The 4,122-nt window shown below is 57.6% G+C and carries 4 protein-coding genes and 1 pseudogene; 4 read left to right on the plus strand and 1 reads right to left on the minus strand.

Annotated features, from left to right (window positions below):
• The 4 genes from AC2FNU_RS24120 to AC2FNU_RS24135 all read left to right on the plus strand — a co-directional run.
• Nucleotides 1-347: NAD(P)/FAD-dependent oxidoreductase (locus AC2FNU_RS24120; RefSeq protein ID WP_496793878.1), on the plus strand; the 347-nt coding region annotated here is incomplete at its 5' end.
• Nucleotides 348-425: 78 nt separating this feature from the next.
• Nucleotides 426-1,451, plus strand: a complete 1,026-nt coding sequence (locus AC2FNU_RS24125) for a trans-3-hydroxy-L-proline dehydratase (protein ID WP_496793881.1) — start codon at nucleotides 426-428, stop codon at nucleotides 1,449-1,451.
• 128 nt (nucleotides 1,452-1,579) lie between these two features.
• Nucleotides 1,580-2,263: a GntR family transcriptional regulator gene (locus AC2FNU_RS24130; RefSeq protein WP_496793883.1), complete on the plus strand. Its 684-nt coding sequence runs from the start codon at nucleotides 1,580-1,582 to the stop codon at nucleotides 2,261-2,263.
• A 212-nt stretch (nucleotides 2,264-2,475) separates the two neighbouring features.
• A complete protein-coding gene (locus tag AC2FNU_RS24135) occupies nucleotides 2,476-3,588 on the plus strand; it encodes a mandelate racemase/muconate lactonizing enzyme family protein (RefSeq protein WP_496793887.1) in 1,113 nt (370 codons plus the stop codon).
• A gap of 113 nt (nucleotides 3,589-3,701) precedes the next feature.
• On the opposite strand, the pseudogene AC2FNU_RS24140 reads toward AC2FNU_RS24135, so the two are convergent.
• Nucleotides 3,702-4,122, minus strand: a pseudogene (locus tag AC2FNU_RS24140) (ornithine cyclodeaminase family protein); the annotation flags it as partial.

The following is a 4,122-nucleotide window of genomic DNA, read 5'->3' on the forward strand; positions in this document are numbered from 1 at the left end:
TGACGCGGATCAACGAAGGTGTGCGGGTTGGAGGCGCGGTTGAACTGGGTGGGTTAAAGCTGGCCCCCAATTACAAGCGCGCAGACACATTGCTGGCCAAAGCCGGGCGGTTCCTGCCTGCCTTAAATCTTGAAGGTGGTACGCAGTGGATGGGTTTTCGCCCATCGTTGCCAGACAGCCTGCCAGTCATCAACCGCTCTGCCCACGCGCCTCAGGTTCTGTATGCCTTTGGCCATGGTCATCTGGGTTTGACCCAATCCGCAGGCACCGCAGAGCTTATCGCTGATCTGGCTACAGGCGCGAAACCTGTGCTTGACTTGACGCCTTACGCATCCACACGGTTTTGAGCCCGAGGATGCGCGATGAAAATCACTTCGGCATTCGCGGTAACCAGCGCCTGTCGCGCAACATGATTGAGGAGCCAAATGCGTAGCAGCAAGACGATACACGTGATTTCGGCGCATGCTGAAGGCGAGGTGGGCGATGTCATAGTTGGAGGTGTTGCCCCACCACCCGGCGAAACGGTTTGGGCGCAGCGCAATTTCATCGCGCAAGACCAGACCTTGCGAAACTTTGTCCTGAACGAACCACGCGGCGGTGTATTCCGCCATGTCAATCTGCTGGTGCCCCCGAAACACCCCGAGGCTGACGCAGCCTGGATCATAATGGAGCCGGAAGACACCCCACCGATGTCAGGATCAAACTCGATCTGTGTTTCGACCGTGTTGCTGGATGGGGGGATCATACCGATGCAGGAGCCCGAAACCCACATGGTGCTTGAGGCACCGGGCGGGCTGGTTCGGGTACGTGCGGAATGCAGCAATGGAAAGGTGCAGCGTGTTTTTGTGCAGAACCTGCCCAGTTTCGCCGACAAGCTGTCGGTCCCGCTCGAGGTGCCGGGGTTGGGCACGATCACTGTGGACACGGCCTATGGAGGTGACAGTTTTGTGGTGGTTGATGCCAAGGCGCTGGGCTTCGAAATTGTCGAACATGAAGCTCGCGATATTGCCCGACTGGGCGTGAAGATCACCAATGCCGCGAACGAACAGCTTGGGTTCTCGCATCCTGAAAATCCCGAGTGGGATCATATCTCGTTCTGTGCCTTCTGTGGCCCTTTGGCTGAGACCGAAACCGCGCTGACTGGTAAGTCCGCTGTCGCAATCCAACCGGGTAAAGTCGACCGCTCGCCTACCGGAACTGCAGTTTCCGCGCGAATGGCGTTGATGGTCGCAAAAGGATTGATGGCGCCCGGTCAGACGTTTGAGGCCACCTCAATCATCGGGTCGAGCTTTACGGGTCGGATCGTCGACGTGGCGCAGGTGGGCGGCCGCGCGGCGATCATACCCGAGATCAGTGGCCGAGGGTGGATCACAGGTATTCATCAACACATGCTTGACCCTGACGATCCGTGGCCCGGTGGCTATCGTCTGTCGGATACCTGGGGTGTTTGACCGCGTATATCCATACCCCGCGCTTGGGCTGATGGAAGCATTCTGCCGGCGCGAAAGCATTGGTTCGGCTTTGAGAAATTGCGAAAAACCGGTACCTCTACCTGAAATGCTGCAGGGCTAGACTTGAAATGGCAGGAAAACGAGCAATCACCAAGCAGAGCTTGCCGGAGGTTATCGCAGACGATCTGCGCGAACGTATTCTGAGCGGTGAGCTGGCCGAGGGCGAAACCATCCGGCAAGAGGCACTGGCTGAAGAATACGCTGTTTCCCGAATGCCGGTCCGTGAAGCGCTCAAACGTCTGAATGCCGAGGGTCTTGTGCAATGGGCCAACAATCGGGGCGGCTCTGTCACCAAACATTCCCTCAGAGAGATTGGCGAGATTTTCGATTTGCGCATCCTGATCGAAGTGGATCTGTTTCACCACGCCATCCCAAACATGACATCCGCTGATTTTACGCGGTGCGAAGAGATTCTGACCCAGATGGAGAGATCTTATGATGAAAACGATGTGGGGAAGTGGGGTGTCCTGAACTACAAATATCATTCAGCGCTTTACGCCGCCTCGCAGCGGAAACTGACCAACGAGCTGCTGGATCGCATCAGCCTGCAATCGGATCGGTATGTGCGTATGCATCTGAGTGTTATGAAGCAGCGCGAACCGGCAAAGAAAGACCATCGCGAGTTATTGCGGCTGGCGCAAGAGCGTAAAGTTGAAGAAGCTTGCGACGTCTTGGCCAACCACATCCGGCGCTCCAAAGAGCAGCTTCTGGGCATGATCGCCGCGAAACGCGCGGCTGAAGAGGCGACTTGACAAATTGTCGGGTCGAGGTGCCTTCTTTTCGTGTTAGGGCGGTGGCACATGTTAAGAACACTTTGGTTTTGCCTGATAACCGTTTGACGAGGCATATACCGCCCGAAGAATTGACTAAGAAAGTTTAGTGTTTTGACAGTGGCAAATGAGGGCGCGAGGTTGAACCTGGATGATGTCGCGATTGACGTGCTTCGACGGTCTTAGGCTGTCACATGATCCAACCTGTTCCCATCGTTTCGGCGCGCGCCTGGCGGCAATACCAACCCTTTGCCGCAGGAAAATATGTGTGCCGCGGGCAGACCGAACATGGCTTCCACGCCGTGATCGTCGCCCTTGAAGCGGCTGATGGCACCATCGGCTGGGGAGAGGCGGCGCCTCTTGGGGCATTTTATGCTGAGGCTTTTCCCGAAGAGATGGCGGAAGGCACAGCGCGGTTACTGCCGGAGGTGATTGGTTTGCCTTCAGATGCGCCAGCACAGTTGGCCGAGGTAATGAACGCGGCCATGCTGGGCCAGCCCGGTGTAAAATCCGCAATTGACATGGCCGCGTGGGATTTGGCGGCGCGTCGGGCAGGGATGCCGCTTTGTTCCTTTTTGGGCGGAGGTGCTACTCGATCCGTTACGCTTTATCGCTCGATCAGTCAGGCCGCCCCTGACGAGATGGCGCGGAGCGCGCTGGCCTATCTGAAACAAGGCTATCGGCGGCTGCAGGTCAAAGTTGGACAGGATCCGCTGGAGGATATCGAGCGTTTGCGCGCGGTTCGAAGCGCTGTCCCTTCTGATGTTGCGCTCTATGCGGATGCCAATGGCGGATGGCTGGTTGAAGATGCGCTTCGCTTTTTACGGGGCGTGGGCGATCTGGACTTTTGGCTTGAACAACCTTGTATGTCGATGGCCGAAAACCGACGTGTTGCCCAATCTTGCCCTCATCCGTTTGTATTGGATGAAAGCATCACTGGTCTCGAGCCTATGCTGGCTGCACATGCCGATGGGATGGTTTCGGGGGTAACGCTCAAAATGGCCCGGATCGGTGGGGTTGGCCCAACCCGGCTGCTCAGTGATGTGGCCGTGCAGTTGGGGTTGAAGGTGACCATTGAAGATACCGGTGGAAGCACCATTAACACCGCTGCCACGGCTCAGATGATGGGCAGACTCCCAGTGCGGCTTGCGGCGCACACGGTGGACTTCATGAATTGGGTGACGGTGCAGAATGCGACCGGTATGCCGCCCTGCACTGACGGTTTGCTGCATGTTCCGAATGGGGCAGGCCTTGGGATTGAGGTCGACCCAGAAACTTTGGGCGAGCCGTTTTCTTCCAGTGCCTAACGTAGATTTGTGTGTGCGAAAGCGTCCGGGCTGGACGCCGTCGCCTTAGCCGTGGAACGGCCCGGGAACGAGCCGCTTTGGGAGAGCATCGGTTCGCTCTTTTGCGTAGATAATCACAGCGTGGTTTTTTCGGCCAGACCGCTGTCTTCTGCGAGTTTTGCTGCGACTTTTGCGACGGCGAGGTCTTGTAGGCCGACGCCTGTTCCGTCGAAGAGGGTGATTTCGGTGTCGCTGGTCCGGCCCTTGTGGTCGCTGTTGATGACGGCACCGATGGGGGTGATTTGGTTCTCGATCAGGGTGCCGCCCGCGATGGCGTGTTGGGCTTCACCGATGGAGATGGACTGGGCGACCTCGTCGGTGAAGACAGTGGCGGCTGCGACCAGCGCGGCGTCGACCTCTTGCTTGCCTTTGGTGTCGGTGCCCATGCAGGCCAGATGGGTGCCGGGTTTGATCCAGTCTTTCATCAGCAGCGGCTCGAAGGCTGAGGTGATGGTTATGATGACATCCGCCTGTGCGCCGAGTTCCTCTTGCGTG

It is taken from the genome of Ruegeria sp. BHSB064, assembly GCF_059613205.1.

Coding starts and splice junctions, on each gene's coding strand:
- AC2FNU_RS24125 (WP_496793881.1), top strand. CDS start 426: ATGCGTAGCAGCAAGACGATACACGTGATTTCGGCGCATGCTGAAGGC.
- AC2FNU_RS24130 (WP_496793883.1), top strand. CDS start 1,580: ATGGCAGGAAAACGAGCAATCACCAAGCAGAGCTTGCCGGAGGTTATC.
- AC2FNU_RS24135 (WP_496793887.1), top strand. CDS start 2,476: ATGATCCAACCTGTTCCCATCGTTTCGGCGCGCGCCTGGCGGCAATAC.